Origin of the sequence: Bacillus cereus group sp. Bce019, assembly GCF_051781745.1 — a bacterium.
GTDB lineage: Bacteria > Bacillota > Bacilli > Bacillales > Bacillaceae_G > Bacillus_A > Bacillus_A cereus.
Map to the genome: position 1 here is coordinate 25,393 of NZ_JBPWJX010000014.1, position 23,695 is coordinate 49,087.

A 23,695-nucleotide genomic window follows, 5' to 3' on the forward strand; every position below is an offset into this window, starting at 1 on the left:
TTATATTTTCAGTTTAAGAAAACAGAAATTTAATTCGTACAAACCAAAGCATTGCATATAGTTTTTTACTACGCTTTCCATTCTTTGAATAGATTTTACGGCAATATTTCCTTATATCTTTTTTGATTAATTGAACTTGTGATTTATCTAATCGAGAGTTTTCTTTAATATATATACAAGCGTTATTGATGACTGTATAAGGGAATAAATAAGTCTCAAGAATCTCAATCAGTGACTGAGGGTCTTTTGTAATGAAATCTTGAGATTTATTATGTACCCAATCTTTCATACGATTGAATACTTCTAGCTCTTTTGTCGTTTTTAATTCATAATCTTTATACTTAGAAGAAAGATTTCCTTCTGATAAGATTCTATAATAAGTTAAGTATTCATCGACATAACATACATTTGTCACACTCATAAGTTTAAATAAAAACTCTAAATCTTCGCCCCAACTACATCCTGGTGTAAAACGAATGTTATGATTCATTACGATGGATCGTTTGAAAATCCAAGTACTTGTTTGAGCAACAACTTGATGTGTTAGGAATGCTTTTGCCATATCACCTTTAATAAAGTTTGTTGTATGTTCAACCTTCTCGCCTGTTTCTTCGTAGAAATTCATATAACCACAATAGCACGCGTCCATTTCGTTTTTATGCATACTTTCGACTTGCTTCTCAATTTTAGTTGGATGCCATAAGTCATCACTATCAAGAAAAGCGATATATTCTCCGCTAGCATTTTCGATACCTGTATTACGGGCTACCGAAACACCTTGGTTTTTTTGATGAACGTATTTTACTTGCCCTGGGTATTTTTCAGCAAGGTTTTTCACAATAGAAGGTGATTGATCTTTACTTCCATCATCTACAATTACAATTTCAATGTTTTTATATGTTTGATCTAGTATTGACTGCATCGTTTCTTCAATATATTTTTCCGTGTTATACAGGGGTATGACAACAGAAACAAGTTGCTTTTGTTCCATCATAGAATTTTTATCTCCTCAAGTTTTTTATGTCTTGCATCATATATACAAGCCTTTTGGAAGGAAGAAGATTACAAGAACATCTGTATAAGTTTAACGCATATAAACTTTGTAAATCAACTTTCTATTGTTGTACTTTGTATAAAAAGTATTTATTATAGAACGTATTGTGTTGTAAAAATATAGAAATATATTTTGAAAATTATGTATCTGAAGGGAGATGATGAGATGTTAGGGCGATTCACTCGCAAATCTAATGTAATCCTTTTAGGGATTATTATGATAGTCGGTTTTGCACTTCGTTTTGCAACTTTACAAACACATGGTGCAGATTTATCTATAGCTAGCGATGATATAGGTTATCAAAAAACGGCAAATATTTTATTGGAAACAGGGATGTTAACATATCATGAACCAGATAAACCAACGATTCATATTATGCCGGGTTTTCCAGCCTTATTAGCTGCTGTATTTTATTTTTTTGGAAATGGCAGTGAAGGTCTTTTTGTAGCGAAATTAATTATTATACTATTAGGGGTACTTAGTATTTTGCTAACTTATAAGATTGGTACTTATTTATTGAATCCTGCTGCAGGATTAATAGGTGCTTTCTTATTAGCTGTGTATCCTCCAGAGATTGTTATGGAAAATTTAACTTTAACAGAAGGGCCGTTTCTATTCCTTTCATTAGGATTAGTATATTGGAGTTTAAAATTAGCTGATACTCATAAAACGAAATATCTTCTGATTGTATTAATTTTCTACTTTTTAGCACTGTACCTCCGCGTACAAATTGCCTTATATCCAATCTTACTATTTGGGTATCTTTTAATGAAACGCTACCCATTCCGTATTATGATGAAGCAAGCGATTATAAGCATAGGAATAGGACTTATCCTACTTGGACCATGGTGGGCTCGCAATTACATTCAATTTGATAAATTTATCCCACTAACTGCTGGGGCAGGGAATCCGTTATTACTTGGTACGTATCAAGGGAAAGGCTACCCAGAAGGTAAGGATATGGGGGAACTTGAAATAGAGTTACATGCAAAGTACCCTAATCTTGAAGCACATGAATTTATGGAATTAGAAGAAAAAATAGCGATTGATAAAATGAAGGAATGGTGGAAAACTGATAAGGAATCTATGATAGAGAGTTATTTAGTCTTGAAGCCGGAAATTCTTTGGAAAAAACCGTATTATTCTATAGAGCATAATATTGAAGTATTCAATGTTTCTTCAAAGGATATGAATGAAATATATAATTTTATTAAGGCGATGTTTTTAATATGTACAGTACTTTCATTTATTTTCCTTTTAAAAAGGTGGAGAGAGACTACATTTTTATGGTCAATCCTTTTATTGCAAACAGCTTTAACATGTTTTTATGTTGCATATGAACGATATGCATTACCGTTAATACCATTCTTATTTATTATAATTGGAGTAGGGACCGTGGCAACGGTTATGAAAATTAGTAAATTATTAATTAGAAAAAAATAGTTTGCAATAAAAAACATCTTAATTTTTTTAAAAAATTAAGATGTTTTTTTGTATATATTAATATTTAAATAGAAAACTATTCGTTATCGGTTTCAGGTTGCGTTACTTTTAATTTTTGCTTTAATAACGCATAATCTTGCGTTAACGTTACAAGTTGATGATGTAATTTAGAAATTTTTCTTGTTAAGTCAAAAATTAATATGAAACAGAACAATAGTCCAAATAAGAATAAAACAGATGGAGGATATTCTACGTGTAATAGTTGGCCAATCCAATTTATAATTTTTTCAGTAGAACTTAAAATAGCCATTGCAACACAAACAAAAATCCATAAAATGGCATATTTAGTTTCTAAAGCTCCACGACGAATGGAATTAATAATTAATAAAAATAATAATAGAATGAAGATAAATGAAAAGGTAATTATAGGCATTTATTATCAACCTTTCACAATTTTTTGCATCAATATAGCAAGGCTTACTTTAATCATGTAATATGCAGATTTAAGGGGGGTGATAGAAGATTGTCCCCCTTGGCGCTCTTGCATATTTACGGATATTTCATTAATGCGTAATTTTTTCTTTTTTAAATGAATAAGAACTTCTGGTTCTGGATAATCTTTTGGATAATTATGTGCAAAAATCTTAATTACTTCTCGATTGATAGCACGATACCCAGAAGTTGGATCCATAAAGGTTTGTTTTGTTAGTACTTTCAGTAGAGCAGTAAAATAAAAAATACCAATTCTTCTGGAAATACTACCTTTATAGGCTGTTTTCTCTGTAAAACGTGAACCTAGCACCATATCGCATTGGTCTTCAGCAATAGGTTTTATAATTTTGTACAAGTCATCAGGATTATGTTGCCCATCAGCATCGAACTGAATCGCAATATCATATCCATTCTCATAAGCGTATTTATAACCAGTTTGTACAGCTGAGCCAATACCTAGGTTATATGGTAAGTTCACAAGGTGAACAGGAAAATCATTTACGATTTGAGCTGTTTTATCATGTGATCCATCATTAATAACGCAAATGCTTAATTCTGTAAAATGCTGTTTTAGTTTTAATAATCTTGTTAATGTATCTGCAATTGCTTCTTCCTCGTTATACGCAGGAATAATAATTAACGTTTTTGGTATTGAAATTGGTACCTCAATAGACATTATCGCACCATCCCTTATATACTTAATTATATTATAGTTATTTTTAAACGAACCTTATCTAATATACCATTAATAGTATAGCAAAATAAAGGAAAAACTGGTGGGTTATTTTAGGAGACAAACAGCAGATAAAAGATAAGAGGTGGAATTTTTTACAATAAAAAATACATGCAAGGATGAAATAAACCTGTGCATGTATGGAGTGAGAGTATCGTATTATATATTCCATGGCTTACTTAAAGTTAAAACTTCAGCCATCTCTTTACTTTTTAAACGTCCCTTTTTTCGGTTTTCTGCTCGTTCTAAACCGGTTGTGTGTAACCAATGTTCTTCCTCAGTTTCAGGAAGTACTTGTGGTACGGACGAAGGTTTTCCATCTTTTATTGCGACAAATGTAATGAAGCAAGTAGCAGCAATTCTACGCTCGCCTGCTAATAAATTTTCTGCGATTACCTTTACGAAAACTTCCATTGAAGATTTCCCTGTATAACATACAAATGCTTCATAACAAACAGAATCAGCCTGGTGAATTGGAGTTAAAAAATCAACTGAATCAATAGATGCTGTTACGCAATGTTTACGACTATGTCTTGCAGCCGCAATCGAAGCAATACTATCAATTTCTGCTAATAATTTCCCTCCAAAAAGTGTTTGGTGATTATTTAAATCGTTAGGAAAAACACGTGTTGTCTTAATTGCTTTAGATTCTCGCATGAATTTCTTTTCCATATATTCAGCCCCTATAGTCTGTTTTCAATCAGAGTAATATGTGTAAGCGGATTACTCATATTAGATATTTAATGAAGTAAAGTGTATTCCAAAAGAGGATTATTTAAACTTCTGTATTTGTATTCATGTAACTGAAAGAAAATTTATTTTATCTAAAATGTAGTGTAAAAGAGGATTCGCTTACATTGCAAGTAAAAAGTAATGACTATGTATTTGTCATAGAAATTCTCTATCAGCCGTGTACTCATTCATGATAGAATCGTTTTGTTATGAATGGAAATAGAGGTGCAATGGACATATGAATCATATACAAACAAATTTTTCATCTTTCTTCAATAAAATTACGATCGGTGCGATGTTCGCATTTTTTGTTTATAGTTGTTGGGCAGCATTTGAGACAAGTAAGCAATTCTTTGGAGGAAGTACAGCAAGTGTAACAATCATATTAGCAATTTTTATCATACTCATTTTGTTAGTGGCATCAATTCTACAATATCGTTTTACAGATAAACAATTTCTTATTTTTCTTATAAGTATATCTATAGTTGTGAGACTTAGTATGCTGTTATTTGTAGACGCTCCAATAATTGGTGATCTGAAAGTGATGTATGAGTCTGCAAAGCAGATTGCAATTGGTAATAATATAGAGACTGTAACTCATTTGCCTTTTATTATATATGAGTCAGTAATTATTCGTATATTCGGTGATACATTATTCGCTTTACAACTATTTAATGTGTTATTTTGCGCAGGAACCGCATTTTTTATTTATCGTATTGCAGCAATGGTTTTTGGAGAAGAATGCGGTCGTATTGCTTCTATCTTTTATGCTCTGTATATTCCAAATATATTCATGAGTTCCGTATTAACTCCTGAGTCACTTGCAATATTTTTATTTTATTTTGCTTGTTACATACTTTTATATAAAGGATTAGATCATCCTTATATGTGGGTGTTTTCAGCGATTTTATTTGCATTTAGTAATATGATTTTCCCAATGGGGTTATTTCTTCCTATTTTTATCACGGTATATGTATTATTAATCGAAGTATTTCAATCAGCAACGAAACAAAAGGTGTTACTAAAGATGATAGGGATACTTATTCTATTTTATAGTGCCCATTTTGGTGTGAATTATGGAATTAAGACAATGGGAATGTCACAATATACGATTGCGAATGAGACGTATGTTCAATCTGTTTTAATTGGAAAAACGCAACATGAGGAAAAAATATCGAAAAATCAAAGTGTAACAGAGCATATTGATCAAAAGTTAAAAGAGATTGAGGGAGAAAGATTTAAACTTATAGAACCGATGATAAATCAGTTTTCAGATGAGGGGATAAATTCTATTCTTTTCAAATGTGAAAAACTGATATATATAGCCGTAACATTGTTTATGACTATAGCTCTATTACACTTCCTTATTAAGAAACAACAAAATGAGGGATATATGTTGTTCTTATTTTTAATTAGTGGATACGTATTGTTAAAGCTCTTCCAAGTAGATATGGCATATTACAATGTAATTATGCCAGCATTGTTTATTTTGCAGAGCTTTGGTGTTTATATGAGTTATGTGTATTGTCAAAAAATATTTTTCAGAAAATAAAAAGAATCCATTCTGGATTCTTTTTTTGATGGAAGATGAAATTTAGTAGTTAGTACAGATGAAAAGTATGCTTGACTACTAAATTTCATCTTATCGATTTAGTTCTAGTTGCAAATTATCGGCTGTTAGAGCCATTTGTGAGGAATCATCTTGAATTCCTTTCATTACTTGTGAAATAGCTTGTAGCTCATGTTCAATTTTCTTATTCTGTTCTTTTGAGTTAGACATATCTTTTACAATTTCTTCGAAGTATCGATCTGTTGCCGACATACTATCCGTTCCTTCTGATACGAGAGAGCTAATTTGTTTCACGGAAGACGAGACACGGATAATTTGTTCATTTGTTTTTTCGACGAGCTTTGTAACGTTAAAGATAGATTCTTTCGTTTGCTCTGATAATTTTCGGATTTCGCCAGCAACAACAGAAAACCCTTTCCCAAATTCTCCAGCACGTGCCGACTCAATAGCAGCATTTAGTGCGAGTAAATTTGTTTGCTCCGCAATCGATTTAACAATATCTATGATTTCATTAATTTTGTTAGAAATATTGAGAAGTTCATGAGTATCTGTAATAATCGTTTCCATATTCATTTGAATAGATCCCATTCGTTTGTTTTGCTGGTTTAATTGTTCTTTCCCTTTATTCGCTTTTTCTTCAGATGTTGTAGCTAATGATGTACCTGTTTTAGCAATCTCTACAATAGTTTCAGATTTGGCGGTTAGTTTTTGAATAGAAGAGCTTGTTTTTTCAGATACAGCGGCTAGTTCTGTTGCGATATGCGTAATTGTCATAGCAGTTAATTCTTTTTCTTTCTCATGCTCTTTTTGCATTCTTTCATATTCAGATTCATAAGCTGCAAGAACAAGTTCTTGTTCAAGAGTGAATAATTTATTTATAACATTTATAGAATATGAAAAATCATCGATTGTTGTTAATTTTGTTTGTAAAATCTTCATGATAGAGCGGAATAATTCTTGATAAGCAGCAGTATACCATTTTCGATGTAAACCAATTTGTACATGCCTTTTGGCAATCCTAACACGCTGTTCAATAAAATCTTCATGCATATTGCCGCTGAATAATTCTTTAATATGTGTTTTTAAAGTTTGTTTTAGTTTTGGAATAGAGCTGTAACGCTCAATAATAGTAATTAAATTAGGTTGTTTTGTAATGTTGGCATAGAATTTTTCAGTAATCCAATCAATTTCTGCATAAATAAAAGGCTGTAGTACTTTTACAACTTGTAAATCTTCTTTTGAAATATGCAGCATATCCATTTGAATTTTCAATTCAGAATTAGTAGGTACATTAAAAGTTATTTGTTGGTCCTTACTTAATTCGATTATACTGGCATTTGTTTTATTAATATTTTTTTTGAAAACCCCAAGCATCATTCTTCCCCCTGTATATAAAACGTTTTCAATTTTAAAACTAATATAGAGTAATTATATATGCTTATATATAATTACTCTATATTAGTTCGTTGAATAGTATATAAATTAAGAGAATTCTATCTAGAATTCTCTTAATGGCCTTTATTAATTTTAGCATGTGTTTTAAAGAAAACAGGGAAATGCACATTATATATTACAGTGACGACACGAATAACGAATGTTACTAATAAACAAACATAGAAAGCTAATACGTGCGCCCCCATAGCGTGTGTGATTAGGAAGCTAATTGCTCCTAAGATAGAAGCGATTGCGTAAATCTCTTTTCGGAATACGTAAGGGATATCTTGAGCACAAATGTCACGCAAAATACCGCCTCCAATACCTGTAATGACTCCCATTGAAACAACTAGAAATGAGGCGTCAACATGATGTGACATTGCCGCATTTGCACCAATAGCTGTAAAAACGCCTAAGCCAACAGCATCAGAAAGCATAATAACGATTTGAAGTTTATTGATACGCTCAAAAAACATACAAGTAAATAATGCTGATAATACACTTACGAAAAAGTAAATGGGTTTTACAAATGCGACAGGGGGCAGGTTACCAATCATGATATCACGAATAATACCGCCGCCGAGCGCAGTGGCTACAGCTAAACAAAGGACACCAAATAAATCTAAATCTTTTTTTAAACCAACTAATGTACCAGAAATGGCAGCGGCGATAATGCCAAGAAACGTAAATATATCGATTAATAACATGGCCTTAATCCCTTCCTCTTAAAGATGTTCCAGAGAAAAAATATACACTAAAGTATTGGAAATAACAATTACTTTTCGCTACATGTAGAAAAACGGATAAAATTCATAAAGAAAGCGTTTGAAAATGTTTGGAAAATAACCATAAAGTAATCTGAAAAAGATATGAAAAGATTAATTTTACATTTTTTGATGTTGTTAATTTGGTAAAATATTACAATTAGAGGTGAGATGTTTATATTTGCATAAAATGATAAAAAAATATGTATATACTGACAAAAATAAGGGGATGGTTGTTAGATAGATTTTGTAAAAATAGGGGAGTATAGCTAAAGGACGATGATTTTTATTACTTATTAATACTTGTCCTGGCTAGTTTTAGCTGGAAAAATAGTTCTCGATTTGAATATGAGTTATGTTATAATTGCTAGGTGTGTTTGAATGATAAAAAATTATGATTAAAAGATAATGTTAAGATTTTGTATGGAGGTCTTGGAATGTTAGCAAATCAAGCTAGGGTTAGATTTGAGCATTTTTTGCTCTTTTTTATTATTTTACAGCCTGTTTTAGATTTATTAACGTCTCTTAGCATCACTTTATTAAAGTCAAATGCTACCGTTGGAATTTTAGTAAGATTCCTTATTATGGCTGTTGGTGGTATTTACATTTTAATTCAGGCAAAAGAGAAGGAAAATAGAAAGTTTTTAATTTATCTTATATTATTAGCCGGAGTTTTAGGGATAGGGTTTATTAATAACAAACTAGTTAAAAATCCTATTGTACTTGGTGAAGAGGTTAAATTCGTTGCGAAAGCATTATATATATATATCATGCTGGGATCATACATTTTAGCTTTAAAATCATTGAAAAAGACAGTTAATATTAGTGATAAGGTTCGAAATAGTATTGTATATTCTACATTAATCATTAACGCAATTATGGTTATTTCTATTTCAACATCTACTGACTTTGGTAGTTATGAATGGATGAAGGTTGGTTCTCGAGGTTGGTTCTATGCAGGGAATGAACTAGGTTCAATCTTAGCTATTATTTTCCCTATTGTGGTACTATATTCTATTCAAAAAACAAAGAGCTGGAAACACATTTTATATTGGATTCCATCACTTTTAATGATTTATTCGCTAATTCAAGTCGGTACAAAAGTTGGAATGGGCTCAATTGGTGCTACGTTAGGGGCAGCAATCGGAATCATTGTACTACAATTATTATTTGATAGAAAAAATCCGAACAAAAAATCCCTTGCGCTTAATGCAGTAATTGCTATGGTCCTATTAGCTGGTGTAGTTGGGACGTTTAAACAAACACCATTAGCACAAAATATGGGTATTCACAATAATTATTTATCAGAGCAAAATGTGGCACAGCAAGGTCAAAAAGAAAAAGAAATTAAAGAGAAGCTGAAAAAAGAGCAAGAACTTAAAGCAAAAGAAGAAAATCATCATAAAGTTGAAAAGCCAGAAGAAAAGGCGAAGATAGAAGAGGAAGTTAAGAAAGAGCTTGAGAAAGAGCAAAAGAAAGAAAATCAAGAAAATCTTATTTTCAGTGGACGTCAAGTATATGAAGAAAGACATAAGCAGTTCTTTAAAGAAGCGCCAATGTCACAAAAGTTATTAGGAATGGGTTATGCAGGTAACTTTAAATACAATGAACAAAAGCAGCCAGATCCAAAACTAATTGAAATGGACTTCCATGATTGGTTTTATGATTTCGGGATTATTGGCTTTGTATTACTAATGATTCCATTTATTTATTACGGGCTAAGAATTTTACTAGCATTTGCTACGAGATTTAAGGACATATTCAATATAAAATATGGAATGATTTCAGCAAGCTTATTGTTAGCGTTAGGTATTGCTTATATTGCAGGACATATTTTAACAGCACCAGGAGTTGGGATTTACTTTGTAGTGGTGTTAGCTTATCTAATAGTAGACCTAGAAATTGAATGATAAAAATAAAAGCTAACTTTTGTTAGCTTTTATTTTTTAGTACAGTAAAATAAAAATAGATGGAAACGTAGCGAGGATTTAAAGGAGGAAAAAATATGAGAATATTGCATATGAATGCAGGAGCAGAAGATGGGGGAGGGAAAACACATATTATTTCACTTCTCGATCAGTTTCCAACTGGTGAAGTAGAATTAGCAGTATTTGAAGATGGAATTGTTGCGAAGGAAGCAAGGGAGTTAGGGATAAAAGTCCATGTGTTTTCACAAAAATCGCGCTATGATTTATCCATTTTAAAGAATATAAGTGAATTTATTAATAAAGAAAAATTTGATGTAGTTCATACACATGGCCCTAGGGCTAATTTCTATGTTTCTTTAATGAAAAAGAGAATAAAGGCAAAATGGGTAACGACTATTCATAGTGATCCATTTCAAGACTTTACTAAACAGGGCTTAAAAGGTTGGATTTTTACGAAATTAAATTTGAAAGCCTTAAAAAATATAGACTTATTTTTCGTTGTAACAAATAGATTGAAAAAAAGCCTGGCAGCATTAGGTATTTCAAATGAAAAGATGCATGTTATTTATAATGGAATTGAATACGATAAGGAAAAAGCAGAAGGCTATAATAAAAAAGAAATGTTCAATATTGATGAAGATGTATTTACGGCAATCCAAGTAGCACGATTACATCCTGTCAAAGGACATGAAGTTTTATTCGATGCGTTACAACAAACAAAATTAGAGAAAATTAAAGTATTATTAGTTGGCGATGGCCCATTAGAAGAAAATCTAAAGTCATTAGCTACTGAAAAAGGGATTAACGATAAAGTAGAGTTTTTAGGACATCGTCAAGATGTAAAACAATTATTTGCGTCGTCACATGTAAATTTATTAACTTCCCATAGTGAAGGGTTCCCACTAGTTTTATTAGAAGCGGCAAATCAACGCGTACCATCAATTGTGACTAGGGCTGGAGAAATTGAACCATTAATCGTAGATGAAACTTACGGATGGATTGTGCCAACAGGTGATGGAAAGGCATTAGCGTTAGCTTTAGAAGAAGCGTATGATAAGTGGAAAACTGGAGAGTTAGCAGCAATGGGTAAACATATTTATGAGCATGCTACTATGAACTTCTCACTTCAAAAACTATATGAAGATACAAAGGAAACATATAAGCAATTAATAGCGAAAAACTTGTAATGATAGAGAGGATAGTTAACTATGGCAGTACAAACAGTTGATATTCTAGGCGTTCCTTTTTCTACAATGACAATGGATGAAGCGGTCCAATATTTAAAAGAACAACTAGAAGCGGAGCGAACTCATACGTTTCAGGTAGTAACAGCAAACCCTGAAATTGTTATGTGCGCAAAAAAGGATGAAAAGTTCTATCAAACATTATTGAATACAGATTTAATTACACCTGATGGTATTGGGGTTGTAAAGGCAAGCGGGATGCTTGGTACACCTTTAAAAGAACGTGTAGCAGGTTTTGATTTAATGTGTAATTTACTTGCGAAGTTATCAGAAGATAGTAAGCCGGTATCTGTTTTCTTATTAGGTGCAAAGCCGCATGTTGTACAAGCTGCAGCAGATCATTTAACAAAGACATATTCAGCTGTATCCATCGCCGGTACACAAGATGGTTATTTTAAACAAGAAGACGAAGAGAATATTATTTCTCGCATTCAAGAAGCAAAACCAGATTTATTACTTGTTGCACTCGGTTTCCCGAGACAAGAGAACTTTATCCAAAACAATAAGCATCGTTTAGAAACGAAAATGGCTGTTGGAGTGGGTGGAAGTTTAGACGTATGGGCTGGAGAAGTAAAACGTGCACCAAAATGGATTCAAGCGATTCATTTAGAGTGGTTTTATAGATTATGCAGTAATCCAACACGCTGGCGTCGTCAGTTAGTATTAGCGGAATTTTTAAAAGAAGTAATGCGTTCGAAAAAGTAGCGAAATATCGCTGCTTTTTTTATTTGTTCATTTTTAATAAATTGAAACTTTAATCAGTGAGGCATCCCCACTGATTATTAGCTCTCACCAATCGGGATAGACGTTTTACTTTTTGGGAATGATGAAGGAGAATTTTTTACACAAAAGTATTTTACTTATACAATTCACACATGTAAAATGATGTGTAAAGACACCTGTGTGAGGAGGACTTCTAGTGGGCAAGGTAAAAGAAATTTCGAAGCGCAAACTACTTGGTATAGCTGGGCTTGGATGGCTATTTGATGCAATGGATGTTGGAATGCTTTCATTTGTAATGGTAGCCTTGCAAAAGGATTGGGGATTAAGTACGCAAGAAATGGGCTGGATAGGCAGTATTAACTCAATCGGTATGGCAGTAGGAGCGCTTATTTTTGGGATACTATCAGATAAAATAGGGCGTAAATCAGTCTTTATTATTACATTATTGTTATTTTCTATCGGTAGTGGTTTAACTGCATTAACAACAACACTTGCAATGTTTCTCGTTTTACGCTTTTTAATTGGTATGGGGCTTGGCGGAGAGCTTCCAGTTGCCTCTACACTAGTATCAGAGAGTGTTGAAGCGCATGAGCGTGGGAAAATTGTTGTGTTATTAGAAAGTTTTTGGGCAGGTGGATGGCTAATTGCAGCTCTTATCTCGTATTTTGTTATTCCTAAATATGGTTGGGAAGTTGCGATGGTATTGAGTGCAATTCCAGCACTATATGCTTTATATTTAAGATGGAATTTACCGGATTCCCCAAGGTTCCAAAAAGTTGAAAAAAGGCCATCTGTTATTGAAAATATAAAATCAGTTTGGTCTGGGGAATATCGTAAAGCAACAATTATGCTATGGATTCTATGGTTTTGTGTTGTCTTTTCCTATTATGGAATGTTCCTTTGGTTACCGAGTGTAATGGTGCTAAAAGGATTTAGTTTAATAAAAAGTTTCCAATACGTACTTATTATGACATTAGCTCAACTTCCAGGATATTTCACCGCTGCTTGGTTTATTGAACGTCTCGGTCGTAAATTTGTTTTGGTTACGTATTTAATTGGGACAGCTTGCAGTGCTTATTTGTTTGGGGTTGCGGATTCATTAACAGTATTAATTGTGGCAGGTATGCTACTATCCTTCTTTAACTTAGGTGCTTGGGGAGCATTATACGCCTATACACCTGAGCAGTATCCAACGGTTATTCGTGGTACAGGTGCAGGAATGGCAGCAGCATTTGGTCGTATCGGTGGTATCCTTGGGCCACTATTAGTGGGATATTTAGTTGCCTCAGAAGCTTCACTATCATTAATATTTACGATTTTCTGTGGATCAATTTTAATTGGTGTATTCGCTGTAATAATACTTGGACAGGAAACGAAGCAACGAGAATTAGTATAAATTGAAAATTCAAACGTATCCTAGAGCGTTTATTATTCTACACTAATCTTCTCTTTATAGGCAGTTAGTACGGGATAAAGGGGAGAGGAAACCGAAGTGGTTTCCTTTTTTCTGTTTTTTTAGATAAATAATGGTATAGTAAGAAAAAGGGATTATTTCTTATAAAAGCGAATGTATACAACAGGACATATGGACAAAGAATTAGGTGGTTGAAGAAATGAAAATTTTACTGATTATGGAAGAGGCAGAAGAGAGAAGAGAGTTAGCTGAAAATTTCACTGAAAATATGAGAAATGTAGAATGTTTTGAAGCAAAGACAGGAACAGAATCTTTATTTATGATGAAAAAACATATACCAGACTTTGTTTTTTTAAGTTCCAAATTACTAGATGGTACTGGTTTTGAATATGCAAGTTTATTACGAGAAATAAATTGCTATACAAAATTTATTTTTGTAGGTGAAAACATAGAAGAATCTATTACAGCTTTTCGTTTCCAAGCATTTTATTATTTATTGCGACCATTTCGTGAAGAAGATTTACAATTTCTTTTATATAAAATAGGTAAAGAACAAGGTGAGAAAGCAAAGAGTTATTTGCGAAAACTACCGATAGAAAGTCAAGAGGGCATACGATATATTCTTCCAGAAGATATCGTATATGTAAGTAAAAATAAAGAAAATAAAACCGTTTCAATTTACACAACGAATAATCAGTATATTTCAACATATACACTTCAGGAATTAGAAAATAAGCTAAATGCATATGATTTTTTACGTGTACATAAAAGCTATTTAATTAATATGTCATATGTAAAAGAACTGAAACCTTATTATAATGGCACGTATAATTTGTATTTAGATAGGTATGATGAGCAACCGATTCCAGTCAGTCGTAATTATGTAAAACGCCTTCGAAATAACATTGAATTATAGTAGATAATGAGAGTATTTTAACATGATAAACTGAAAATCCTTCATGATAGGGAGGATTCAAGTTAAATATTCAGAAAATTTAGTACAATCTCCACTAAGAAATAGTATTGGGGGAATTGTATGTGAAGACATTGAAATCGATCTTACTTTGGGGCGTTATTACAGCAGTAGGAGCAGGTGCTTTTGGGGTAATAGCTTTATCACAAGGTGAAACCATTAATGCTGTATGGCTCTTAGTAGCTGCCGTATGTGTATATGCAGTTGCTTATCGCTTTTATAGTAGATTTATAGCGAGAAAGGTTTTTAATTTAGATGATAATCGGCAAACACCAGCCCATACATTAAATGATGGGAAAGACTATGTTCCAACAAATAAGTGGGTATTGTTTGGACATCACTTTGCAGCGATTGCTGGAGCGGGACCTTTAGTAGGACCGATTTTAGCGGCACAAATGGGGTATTTACCAGGGACCATTTGGATTATTGTTGGGGTAGTTGTTGCGGGGGCTGTCCAAGATTTTGTTATTTTATTTGCTTCAATGAGACGTAATGGTAAATCGTTAGGAGAAATGATTAAAGATGAGATTGGACCTGTTACAGGACTAATTGCAATGATAGGTATTTTAGGAATTATGATTATTTTATTAGCAGTATTAGCGTTGGTCGTAGTAAAGGCACTAATCGGAAGTCCTTGGGGAATGTTTACGATAGCAGCAACGATTCCTATCGCTATTTTAATGGGAGTTTATATGCGCTATATTAGGCCTGGTCGTGTTGGAGAAGGATCAGTAATCGGTATTATCCTACTTATTTTATCTCTTGTTGGAGGACAGTATGTAGCAGAAAATCCAACACTTGCAAGTATGTTCACATTTAGTGGTGAAACGATTGCTATTATGCTTATTGTATATGGATTTATTGCATCTGCATTACCAGTTTGGATGCTTTTAGCACCACGTGATTATTTAAGTACATTTTTAAAAGTCGGAACAATTGTAGGGTTAGCAATCGGTATCTTAATTGTAGCACCAGATTTACAAATGCCAGCAGTTTCGAAATTTATTGATGGAACTGGTCCTGTGTTCTCTGGAAACTTATTCCCTTTCTTATTTATTACTATTGCTTGTGGTGCAGTGTCTGGATTCCATGCTCTTGTTTCATCAGGTACGACGCCGAAGATGATTGAGCAAGAGGGACACGCACAGCCAATCGGTTATGGAGCAATGTTAATGGAGTCGTTTGTAGCAGCGATGGCGATGATTGCAGCTTGTGTATTAACACCGGGAACGTATTTTGCAATTAATAGTCCCGCAGCACTTATCGGTACAGATGTCTCGCAGGCAGCTCAAGTTATTTCCTCATGGGGATTTGCTATTACACCAAATGAACTAAAAGATCTCGCTGTAAATGTTGGAGAGCAAACGATTTTATCACGTACAGGTGGTGCGCCAACATTAGCGATAGGTATGGCATATATTTTCTCACAAGTAATAGGTGGAACGGCCATGATGGCATTTTGGTATCATTTTGCGATTCTCTTTGAAGCCCTATTTATTTTAACAACGATTGATGCCGGAACGCGTGTCGGCCGATTTATGATTCAAGATATTTTAGGGCATGTATATAAGCCATTTGGGAAAACGGATTCTACATTAGCGAATGTAATCGCTACAACATTATGTGTATTAGGGTGGGGATATTTCTTATACCAAGGGGTAATAGATCCGCTCGGTGGAATTAATACATTATGGCCACTTTTCGGTATTGCAAATCAAATGCTAGCAGGTATTGCATTATTACTTGGAACGACAATTTTGTTCAAAATGGGAAAAAAGGTGTACGTTTGGGTAACACTTATTCCAACTGTCGGGTTGCTGATTGTAACAATGACGGCGGGGTATCAAAAGCTATTTCATGAAAATCCTAAAATTGGATTTCTATCGCATGCAAAGGTATTTCAGAGAGCATTAGATGAGGGAAAAGTGTTAGCGCCAGCTAAAAATGTCGCTCAAATGAAGCAAATTATTTTCAATGATTATATTGATGCAGCGCTTTGTGGGATTTTTATGATAGTTGTAATCGCTGTGTTAATTTCAGCACTTCGAATTTGGATACAAGTATTAAGAAATAAGCCAATGCCGTTAAAGGAGGCACCATATATTCCGAGAGATGAAAGTGAGTCGAGGAACTATGCTTAAAAAGCTGTGGCAAGTATGGAGGGAAAGAAAACGCTTTATTAGTTTGCTCGTTGGGGTACCAAGTTATGAAGTATATGTGGAGCATATGAAAAAGCATCATCCTGAAGAAGAGGTTTTATGTCAAAAGCAATTTTTTGCTGAGGCACAAGAAGCAAGATTTAACGCAAAGGGTGGAAAAATATCACGCTGTTGTTAATGAAAAAGGGCGAGTTTTCGCCCTTTTTATTTTTTGCTGTTTCACGTGGAACAGCAAAAAATAAATAAAAACTTTGGGAATTATAGGGATTTCGTATACAATAAAGTAAGGAAAGGGATAGATAGAAAAGTAAGGAGATCATTTTATGTTAAAGGACTTATTTGTAAATACAACAATTATTCTTTCCTTTATTTTTGTTGGAGGTCAGCTTTTAAGAGATAAGCCGTTAAAAGAAGGATTCTCTTTTGGGCAGAAATGTGTAGTAGGCATTTTTACTGGGATACTAGGTATATTACTAATGTATTTCGGTGTTCGTGTTGGTACCATCCTATTGGATTTACGCTACTTAGCTGTTATTCTAGCTGTTATTATTGGAGGGCCGATAGCGAGTACCATAACAATTATTATGATTTTAGTAACTAGACTGTTGTTTATGGATTATTCATTAGCTTCTCAAGTGGCCTTTTATACAATCATTGCGATAGGAATAGGGAGTATCTTTATTTCGCGTATGAAGCTTTCTTTAGGGGAAAAGTGGGTATGGTTACACGCATATATTTTATCTATTCTAATCCCAGCGTTATATATATGGTTAATTAAAGAGATCCACATAGTGGGATTATATTTAATTTCTAGTATTATTACAGGTTACATAACATTCATAAGTGCAAATTATGTTTTACAATCCAATGAGCTATTTCAAACGATGAAGCAATACGCAACGATAGATGCATTGACAGGTCTAGGAAACGTAAGACAGTTTGATTTAGAGATGAATCGTCATATTAGTAATAAACACTTGAAAAATGATTCACTTTGTTTACTACTTATAGATATTGACCATTTTAAGCATGTAAATGATACGTATGGGCACCCAGCGGGAGACGAAGTGTTAAAACAAGTAGGGCATATTTTGCGAGAAATGTCAGCATTTCCGGATTTGGTTTTTCGAAAGGGTGGAGAGGAGTTTGCGCTTTTGATACCAAGGAAAGGAATAGCTTATGGAATTCATGTTGGGGAACAAACTCGTATAGCTGTTGAAAAACATTCATTTGAATTGTTAGATGGAACAAAAATAAAAATTACAGTTTCGGTAGGGGTTTCAGAGTATGAAGGGGCATCAGAGCAATTTATTCAAGCGGCGGATGATGCGTTATACTACTCGAAACGAAATGGTAGAAATAAGGTCAGCTCTGCATCTTAAAGATAAGATGACCGGAAGACATAAAGCTTATAAAAAACACTCACAGAGGCAATGTATGAACCTTGTGAGTGTTTTTATTTATATATTAGACAAGTTCTTTTGATACAATGAATTTACGATATGCACCATGGTGAGTTGGACCTACGTATTCGTTAATTTTGAATGAGTAACGAATAGCAGCTGTGATGAATTCTTTAGCAGTTTTTACTGCTTCTTTCACAGGTTTTCCTTTTGCAAGTTCTGCTGTAATTGCAGCAGAATATGTGCAACCTGCACCGTGTGTATTTGTAGTATCAATTTTTTCTGATTCTAAAAGATCGAATGTTTCTCCATCATATAGGACGTCGATTGCAGTTTCTGTACCAAGTTTACTTCCGCCTTTAATTAGTACGTATTTGGCACCTAAAGCGTGGATTTTCTTCGCTGCTTCTTTCATGTCCTCAAGAGAATTAATTTTCACACCACTTAATTGGTAAGCTTCAAATAAGTTTGGCGTTACAACTAATGCCTTTGGCACAAGAACGTCACGTAAACAATCGTTCGTTTCAGGGTGTAATGCTTCATCTGCACCTTTACATACCATAACAGGGTCAACTACTACATTTTTGAAATTGTGCTTTTCGATTGTTTCTGCAACCATTTCAATAATTTCTACCGATCCAAGCATACCTGTTTTTAAAGCATCTACGCCAACACCTTCAATTGTTGTTTCTAATTGTGGTTTTAATGTAGAAGCTGGGATTGGAAATACGTTATGTGCCCAACCGTTATGTGGATCCATCGTTACGATTGTTGTAAGAGATGTCATTCCGTATACGCCAAGTTCTTGGAATGTTTTTAAATCTGCTTGTATACCAGCACCGCCACTTGTGTCAGAACCAGCGATAGTAAGTGCTTTATTTAATGTCATTATGAAAGCCCCCTCAAGTGATATAATGAAAACTATGTTTTCACCATTATATCAATGTTACGAATAAGTACAAAGTGAAAAGTAGATGATTTATTTTAAGAGCTATTTAAAATCTTGTATGCAGGAGACTGAGTATGTTTCGAGATAATCGTACAAATGAATTAGTTATATTAAAGGAAATTGCAGAAACATTAAATACATCAAATGATACATATCATGTATTGCAAGCTGTCCTCGAGAAATTGCTAAGTGTAACAGGTTTAACGACAGGATGGATTTTTCTTGCGGATGAAAATGGGAAGTATACGAAGTTAATTGATTATCAATTACCAGAGGCACTTACATATAAAAATAAACGCCCGATGTGCGAAGGTGAATGTTGGTGTTTACGAGGTTTTGTAGATGGAAAATTAGAGAGAGCCGTTAATATTATTGAATGTAAAAGAATTAATAATGCAATTGAATATAATTGGGGGGATACGGAGGGCATTCTTCATCATGCTACGGTTCCTTTAAAAGCTGGGGGAGAAAAATTTGGGGTGTTAAATGTTGCAAGTCCGGGTAAAACACATTTTTCAGAAGAAGAATTAGTATTACTCCAATCGGTTGCCTTCCAAATTGGTACGGCTTTAAAGCGAACAAAATTATATGAAAATGAAAAGAGAAGAGCACATTATTATGTGAAATTAGAGCGTTTCATTCAAGATTTAAAAATGATTCATAAGTTTAATGTACTACCTGAAAAGGTGGTAAATCACGTAGGTGAAGTATTTCAATGGAATCAAGTAGCGCTTTTTATTAGGGAGGAAAAAGAATTATCTCTGCGAGCGTCTTACGTTCAGGAAGAGTTACAAGAGGATGTAAAAGAGGCGGCCAAGAAGGCGTTAGAACAAGATGAACCAGTTCTAATAAAACATCAAATAGGACATAATGTACATCTAAATCGAGCTGTTATTGCTACACCAATACATATTCAAAACCATATATTTGGTGTTTTATGTGTTAGTTTGAATAATGGAGAGTTTGATGCTAATACAATAGATGTAATTCAAGCATTATCGAACCATGTTTCGTTAATAATAGAGAATTTGAGGTTAAACGAGCAGCGCCGTGAACTTGTACGAATGGAAGAAAGAAATCGGTTAGCAAGAGATTTACATGATTCTGTTTCGCAAAAATTATTTTCATTAACCTTCATGACAAAAGGCGCCGAGGCAGTTTTAAAAGGTAAAAATGAAAAGGTAGATCAATCTTTGCATGAGATGCGTGAACTTGCGCAAGGAGCTTTGAAAGAAATGAGGACATTAATTTGGCAGCTTCGTCCGGCAGGATTAGAAAAAGGATTATTGCCAGCTCTAAAGCAGTACGGTGAAAATTTGGGACTGAAAATTAGGGAGCAAGTTACGGGTGTTCGTGATTTACCTCGTGTAGTAGAAGAAGCTTTGTGGCGCATAGGCCAAGAAGCACTGAACAATGTAAGTAAGCATGCAGGTGTAAAAGAAGCGACGATTTATTTTACAGTGAATGAGAAAAATGTATCATTAGAAATAGTTGATCAAGGAAAGGGCTTTGTGGAAAAGAATATAAAAGAAAAGAAATCACTAGGTATGACTACGATGCGTGAAAGAGTAGAATTAGTTGGTGGAACAATTAAAATTGTAAGTAGTAATAAACGAACGAGCGTAAAAGTAAATGTACCATTATGATGTGAAAATGAGGGAAGTTTGTGAAAATAAAAGTATTGTTAGTTGATGATCATACAGTCGTTTTAAAAGGATTAGCATTTTTCTTAAGTACACAGGAAGATTTAGAGTTAGTTGGAGAAGCGAATAATGGGAAAGAAGCGTTAGTGAAAGTAGGAGAAACAAATCCTGATGTTATATTAATGGATTTATATATGCCTGAAATGGATGGTGTTGAGGCGACGGCATATATAAAAAAAGAGTATCCAAATGTGAAAGTAATTGTATTAACTAGCTTTTCTGATCAGGCGCATGTGTTACCTGCATTAAGGGCTGGAGCAAGTGGGTATATTTTAAAAGATGTAGAACCAGATCAGCTTGTTGAGGCTATTCGAAGCGCATATAAAGGTAATATTCAATTACATCCGGATATAGCAAATGCTCTTCTCTCTCAAACATTACCTGTAGAAGAAAAGGAAGAAGAATCTTCTATTCAAGTGGATGTGCTAACAGCGAGAGAAAATGAAGTATTGCAGCTATTAGCGAAAGGGATGAGCAATAAGGAAATTGCATCTGTTTTAGTTATTACAGAAAAGACGGTTAAGGCGCATGTAAGTAGTATTTTGAGTAAGTTGAATTTATCTGATCGTACGCAAGCGGCATTATATGCAGTTAAAAATGGAATTGTATAAGACGAAAGTCGTAAGACCAAGTTCGCCTTTAGAAGGTGGACTTTTTTTATGGAAAAATACGTCTATGTGAGGACGAAATTGTCTTTATATAAAGATAAAATATGTTTGTAAGCAACAAAACAACAATTACAAGGGATACCTTTTTTGAAAGCATATAACAACATAAGAGTGAGTACTAGGAGGAATAAATAATGGCAACAGTTTTATTCGTTAAAGCAAATAACCGTCCAGCGGAACAAGCAGTTAGTGTAAAATTATATGAGGCATTTTTAGCAAACTATAAAGAAGCACACCCAAATGATACAGTAGTAGAACTTGATTTATATAAAGAAGAATTACCATACGTAGGCGTAGACATGATCAATGGTACATTCAAGGTAGGTAAAGGATTTGATTTAACAGAAGAAGAAGCAAAAGCAGTAGCAGTTGCTGATAAGTATTTAAATCAATTCCTAGAAGCTGATAAAGTTGTTTTCGGCTTCCCATTATGGAACTTAACGATTCCAGCAGTATTGCACACATATATTGATTATTTAAACCGTGCTGGTAAAACGTTCAAATATACGCCAGAGGGTCCAGTTGGCCTAATTGGAGATAAGAAGATTGCATTATTAAATGCAAGAGGCGGCGTATATTCAGAAGGTCCAGCAGCTGAGGTAGAAATGGCTGTTAAATATGTAGCAAGTATGATGGGCTTCTTCGGCGCAACAAACATGGAAACAGTAGTTATTGAAGGACATAACCAATTCCCAGATAAAGCAGAAGAAATTATTGCTGCAGGTCTTGAAGAAGCAGCTAAAGTAGCAAGTAAATTTTAATTAAAATTATAATCGTCACTCGAAAAAACAGCATTAATGTTTACATGTTAATGCTGTTTTTTTATATTTTTAGTTCATCAGCAAGCTTTTCTAATGTATTTCGATCTTGTATATAATATGTTCGGCCTTCTTTTCTTAAATAATTTTGTTGGCAAAACTGATTTAATACATATAAAAGATGACGGTAGCTGACATTTAAATATTCCGAGGCCTCGGTATGCTTTTCTATATAACAATTATTTTGCTCTGTTAATAAAATAAAAGCAGCTAATCGATTTTCAAAAGGATAACTATAGTTTTTTGCGTAATTTTCAGTGCGAGTAATTGTCTTTTCTCCAATAAATTTACATAAGTGCTGTAAAAACGTTGCATCTTGTAATAAAAGTTGCTGACAATCTTTAAGAGGAAGTGCCAAACACACACAGTCTTCTAGTACTTCAACGGACTTAGTAATATTTTCTACTCCTATTAATCCTAATTCCCCGATAAAAGATGGTGCTTGAATAAAATTAATTAATGAAACCTTCCCGTTTTTATGACTCATATATATTTTGGCTCTCCCAGAAATTAAGTAATAGAGATAAGGAAGAGCATTTCCTTCGCTACATATCATCTCTTTCGTTTGAAAAGAATGCAGCTCTACATATGGCAAGACATGAAATGAAAATAGGGTATGGAATTGATGGATTCGCATGTATTGATAAATTTCTTCCTCATTTTTGCTGATTTTCATATTTTCACCCCTATTTATAGTATGAGATATCTCCTATTATCTTTACAAGAAGGAATGATACGATTTATGTAAATTTGTTTTTGTAGAAAAGAGAGTGTGATGAATTTATGAAAAAATATAAAACATTGTTATTTGATGTAGATGATACATTACTAGACTTCCAAAAGGCTGAAAAAGTGGCTTTACGGGTACTTTTTGAAGAGAAGGGAATCCCTTTAACAGACGAGATAGAGACTCGTTATAAAAAAATAAATAAAGGTCTTTGGGATGCTTTTGAAAAAGGTGAACTATCACGCAATGAAGTTGTAAATACACGATTCTCTCTGTTGTTTAAAGAGTATGGAGAAGAAGTAAATGGAATATTATTCGAAAATAATTATCGTAACTACTTAGAAGAAGGAAATCAACTCATGCAAGGTGCGTTTGAATTTATAAATCAAATTCAAGGGGAGTATGAATTGTATATAGTGACAAATGGTGTTTCTAAGACGCAAGATAAACGTTTGCGTAATGCAGGGTTACATTCATTATTTAAAGATGTCTTTGTTTCGGAAGATACAGGTTTTCAAAAACCGATGAAAGAGTATTTTGATTATGTTTTTGAACGGATTCCTAACTTTGCACCTGAAGAAGGGCTGATTATTGGGGATTCATTAAGCGCGGATATTAAAGGTGGATATGTAGCGGGAATTGATACTTGTTGGTTTAATCCAGAAAGGAAGTTAAATGATAGTGGGATTATACCGACATATGAAGTGCATAATTTTGAGGAGTTAGAAGCGTTATTAAAGCAGCATGTGTAATAAAAAAATAGA

General features: G+C 33.6%; 22 protein-coding genes and 1 pseudogene. 14 read left to right on the plus strand and 9 right to left on the minus strand.

Annotated elements, in window-relative coordinates:
- Positions 1 to 13 precede the first annotated feature (13 nt).
- Positions 14 to 994 (minus strand): glycosyltransferase family 2 protein, encoded by a 981-nt coding sequence (locus ACS2QP_RS18375; RefSeq protein WP_000970522.1) that lies wholly within the window; start codon positions 992 to 994, stop codon positions 14 to 16.
- A 225-nt stretch (positions 995 to 1,219) separates the two neighbouring features.
- On the opposite strand from ACS2QP_RS18375, the gene ACS2QP_RS18380 reads away from it, so the two are divergent.
- Positions 1,220 to 2,497, plus strand: coding sequence for a glycosyltransferase family 39 protein (locus ACS2QP_RS18380; RefSeq protein WP_332284142.1), 1,278 nt, complete (start codon positions 1,220 to 1,222; stop codon positions 2,495 to 2,497).
- A gap of 76 nt (positions 2,498 to 2,573) precedes the next feature.
- Here ACS2QP_RS18380 and ACS2QP_RS18385 read toward each other — a convergent pair whose 3' ends face one another.
- The 3 genes from ACS2QP_RS18385 to ACS2QP_RS18395 all read right to left on the minus strand — a co-directional run bounded on the left by ACS2QP_RS18385 (position 2,574) and on the right by ACS2QP_RS18395 (position 4,394).
- Entirely contained in the window at positions 2,574 to 2,930 is a 357-nt protein-coding gene (locus ACS2QP_RS18385) for a DUF2304 domain-containing protein (protein WP_001121768.1), read from the minus strand.
- A gap of 6 nt (positions 2,931 to 2,936) precedes the next feature.
- On the minus strand, positions 2,937 to 3,665 hold the full coding sequence (locus ACS2QP_RS18390) for a glycosyltransferase family 2 protein (RefSeq protein ID WP_000021476.1): 729 nt from the start codon (positions 3,663 to 3,665) through the stop codon (positions 2,937 to 2,939).
- A 216-nt stretch (positions 3,666 to 3,881) separates the two neighbouring features.
- The gene (locus ACS2QP_RS18395) at positions 3,882 to 4,394 is read right to left on the minus strand and encodes an acyl-CoA thioesterase (protein ID WP_000412120.1); all 513 of its coding nucleotides are present in this window, start codon (positions 4,392 to 4,394) and stop codon (positions 3,882 to 3,884) included.
- 298 nt (positions 4,395 to 4,692) lie between these two features.
- On the opposite strand from ACS2QP_RS18395, the gene ACS2QP_RS18400 reads away from it, so the two are divergent.
- A complete protein-coding gene (locus ACS2QP_RS18400; protein WP_332284141.1) occupies positions 4,693 to 6,006 on the plus strand; it encodes an ArnT family glycosyltransferase in 1,314 nt (437 codons plus the stop codon).
- A gap of 90 nt (positions 6,007 to 6,096) precedes the next feature.
- Here ACS2QP_RS18400 and ACS2QP_RS18405 read toward each other — a convergent pair whose 3' ends face one another.
- The 3 genes and pseudogenes from ACS2QP_RS18405 to ACS2QP_RS18415 all read right to left on the minus strand — a co-directional run bounded on the left by ACS2QP_RS18405 (position 6,097) and on the right by ACS2QP_RS18415 (position 8,165).
- Positions 6,097 to 6,837 (minus strand): methyl-accepting chemotaxis protein, encoded by a 741-nt coding sequence (locus ACS2QP_RS18405; RefSeq protein WP_415469826.1) that lies wholly within the window; start codon positions 6,835 to 6,837, stop codon positions 6,097 to 6,099.
- A 15-nt stretch (positions 6,838 to 6,852) separates the two neighbouring features.
- A pseudogene (locus tag ACS2QP_RS18410) lies at positions 6,853 to 7,401 on the minus strand (protoglobin family protein); the annotation flags it as partial.
- Positions 7,402 to 7,532: 131 nt separating this feature from the next.
- Positions 7,533 to 8,165 carry a trimeric intracellular cation channel family protein gene (locus tag ACS2QP_RS18415; protein WP_000924367.1) on the minus strand — a complete coding sequence of 211 codons (633 nt, stop codon included), beginning with the start codon at positions 8,163 to 8,165 and terminating at the stop codon, positions 7,533 to 7,535.
- Between the two features lie 494 nt (positions 8,166 to 8,659).
- Here ACS2QP_RS18415 and ACS2QP_RS18420 point away from each other — a divergent pair, with 494 nt between their 5' ends.
- From ACS2QP_RS18420 to ACS2QP_RS18455, 8 genes are all read left to right on the plus strand, one after another.
- Entirely contained in the window at positions 8,660 to 10,132 is a 1,473-nt protein-coding gene (locus tag ACS2QP_RS18420) for an O-antigen ligase family protein (RefSeq protein WP_000880755.1), read from the plus strand.
- A gap of 95 nt (positions 10,133 to 10,227) precedes the next feature.
- Positions 10,228 to 11,337 (plus strand): glycosyltransferase family 4 protein, encoded by a 1,110-nt coding sequence (locus ACS2QP_RS18425; protein WP_001221227.1) that lies wholly within the window; start codon positions 10,228 to 10,230, stop codon positions 11,335 to 11,337.
- A gap of 21 nt (positions 11,338 to 11,358) precedes the next feature.
- Positions 11,359 to 12,099 carry a WecB/TagA/CpsF family glycosyltransferase gene (locus ACS2QP_RS18430; RefSeq protein ID WP_332284139.1) on the plus strand — a complete coding sequence of 247 codons (741 nt, stop codon included), beginning with the start codon at positions 11,359 to 11,361 and terminating at the stop codon, positions 12,097 to 12,099.
- Between the two features lie 214 nt (positions 12,100 to 12,313).
- Entirely contained in the window at positions 12,314 to 13,513 is a 1,200-nt protein-coding gene (locus ACS2QP_RS18435; RefSeq protein WP_000521075.1) for an MFS transporter, read from the plus strand.
- A gap of 217 nt (positions 13,514 to 13,730) precedes the next feature.
- Positions 13,731 to 14,447: a LytR/AlgR family response regulator transcription factor gene (locus tag ACS2QP_RS18440; RefSeq protein WP_000698256.1), complete on the plus strand. Its 717-nt coding sequence runs from the start codon at positions 13,731 to 13,733 to the stop codon at positions 14,445 to 14,447.
- Between the two features lie 122 nt (positions 14,448 to 14,569).
- Positions 14,570 to 16,645 (plus strand): carbon starvation protein CstA, encoded by a 2,076-nt coding sequence (gene cstA, locus ACS2QP_RS18445; protein ID WP_332284137.1) that lies wholly within the window; start codon positions 14,570 to 14,572, stop codon positions 16,643 to 16,645.
- The gene (locus tag ACS2QP_RS18450; RefSeq protein WP_000914505.1) at positions 16,638 to 16,841 is read left to right on the plus strand and encodes a YbdD/YjiX family protein; all 204 of its coding nucleotides are present in this window, start codon (positions 16,638 to 16,640) and stop codon (positions 16,839 to 16,841) included. Before cstA ends, ACS2QP_RS18450 begins: the two co-directional genes overlap by 8 nt.
- A 145-nt stretch (positions 16,842 to 16,986) precedes the next feature.
- On the plus strand, positions 16,987 to 18,045 hold the full coding sequence (locus tag ACS2QP_RS18455; protein WP_000910190.1) for a GGDEF domain-containing protein: 1,059 nt from the start codon (positions 16,987 to 16,989) through the stop codon (positions 18,043 to 18,045).
- An 85-nt stretch (positions 18,046 to 18,130) separates the two neighbouring features.
- Here the strand turns inward: ACS2QP_RS18455 and pdxK are convergent, their stop codons facing one another.
- Positions 18,131 to 18,955, minus strand: a complete 825-nt coding sequence (gene pdxK / locus ACS2QP_RS18460; RefSeq protein ID WP_332284136.1) for a pyridoxine/pyridoxal/pyridoxamine kinase — start codon at positions 18,953 to 18,955, stop codon at positions 18,131 to 18,133.
- 134 nt (positions 18,956 to 19,089) lie between these two features.
- Here pdxK and ACS2QP_RS18465 point away from each other — a divergent pair, with 134 nt between their 5' ends.
- The 3 genes from ACS2QP_RS18465 to ACS2QP_RS18475 all read left to right on the plus strand — a co-directional run bounded on the left by ACS2QP_RS18465 (position 19,090) and on the right by ACS2QP_RS18475 (position 22,147).
- The gene (locus ACS2QP_RS18465; RefSeq protein WP_025687491.1) at positions 19,090 to 20,661 is read left to right on the plus strand and encodes a GAF domain-containing sensor histidine kinase; all 1,572 of its coding nucleotides are present in this window, start codon (positions 19,090 to 19,092) and stop codon (positions 20,659 to 20,661) included.
- A gap of 20 nt (positions 20,662 to 20,681) precedes the next feature.
- Complete coding sequence (locus ACS2QP_RS18470; protein ID WP_000695801.1) at positions 20,682 to 21,329, plus strand: response regulator; 648 nt, start codon at positions 20,682 to 20,684, stop codon at positions 21,327 to 21,329.
- A 191-nt stretch (positions 21,330 to 21,520) separates the two neighbouring features.
- On the plus strand, positions 21,521 to 22,147 hold the full coding sequence (locus ACS2QP_RS18475; protein WP_000246735.1) for an FMN-dependent NADH-azoreductase: 627 nt from the start codon (positions 21,521 to 21,523) through the stop codon (positions 22,145 to 22,147).
- Between the two features lie 61 nt (positions 22,148 to 22,208).
- Here ACS2QP_RS18475 and ACS2QP_RS18480 read toward each other — a convergent pair whose 3' ends face one another.
- The gene (locus ACS2QP_RS18480) at positions 22,209 to 22,880 is read right to left on the minus strand and encodes a transcriptional regulator YeiL (RefSeq protein ID WP_000703327.1); all 672 of its coding nucleotides are present in this window, start codon (positions 22,878 to 22,880) and stop codon (positions 22,209 to 22,211) included.
- A 107-nt stretch (positions 22,881 to 22,987) separates the two neighbouring features.
- Here ACS2QP_RS18480 and ACS2QP_RS18485 point away from each other — a divergent pair, with 107 nt between their 5' ends.
- Positions 22,988 to 23,683 (plus strand): YjjG family noncanonical pyrimidine nucleotidase, encoded by a 696-nt coding sequence (locus ACS2QP_RS18485; RefSeq protein ID WP_069604551.1) that lies wholly within the window; start codon positions 22,988 to 22,990, stop codon positions 23,681 to 23,683.
- Positions 23,684 to 23,695 lie beyond the last annotated feature (12 nt).